General features: G+C 65.6%; 1 protein-coding gene. It reads right to left on the bottom strand.

The features are described 5' to 3' along the window. Window positions 1–64: 64 nt before the first annotated feature. A partial coding sequence (locus tag AC1DU6_RS33670; protein ID WP_477862712.1) for a glycoside hydrolase family 16 protein occupies window positions 65–770 on the bottom strand: 706 nt, incomplete at its 5' end.

Here is a 770-nt window from a genome sequence, read left to right as displayed (position 1 = left end):
GCGCAGAGCAGGCCGCCGGTCAGGGTCAGGGTCAGGGTCAGGACGCAAAGCAGACGACGCATGGTCAGTTCTCCTTGTAGATCCTGACCCAGTCCACCTTCATTTGTGCCGGCAGCGGCGTCGTGGCGTCCGGCGCGCCAGGCCAGTCGCCGCCGACGGCAAGGTTGAGGATGACGAAGAAGGGCTTCTCGAACACCCAGGTGCCGCCAGCGGGCAGCAGCGCGGGCGTGAGGCGGTGATAGTCGACGCCGTCGACCTGCCAGACGATCTCGTTGGGCCGCTTGATGATCGTGTAGGTGTGGAAGTCATCCGCGACCGGCTTGCCGAAGTCGTAGGGCTTGCCAATGCCCTGGGCGCCCGAGTAGCCGGGGCCATGCAGAGTGCCGTAGGTGGTGTTTGGCGTCTTGCCGATGAATTCCATGATGTCGATCTCGCCGGACTTCGGCCAGCCGGCCGTCGCGAGGTCGGTGCCCAGGGCCCAGAAGGCCGGCCAGATGCCTTGGCCGGACGGCAGCTTCATGCGCGCCTCGACCTTGCCGTAGGTGAAGCCGACCTTGCCATTGGTGTGGATGCGCGCCGACGTGTAGTCACAGGGCTTGGCGTTCCAGCACGGTCCCGGGTTGCTGGCCTTCTCGGCCGTGATGACGAGCATGCCGCTGCCGTCCATCTGCGCGTTGCGGGCGTTGGACGTGTAGTACTGAAACTCGTGGTTGCCCCAGCCGCTGTTCTCGGCGTTGCCGATGTCGTAGTTCCAGTTGGCGGCCTTGGGC

This window comes from Roseateles sp. P5_B10 (assembly GCF_056400485.1).
This window is presented reverse-complemented; position numbering and strand designations above follow the sequence as displayed.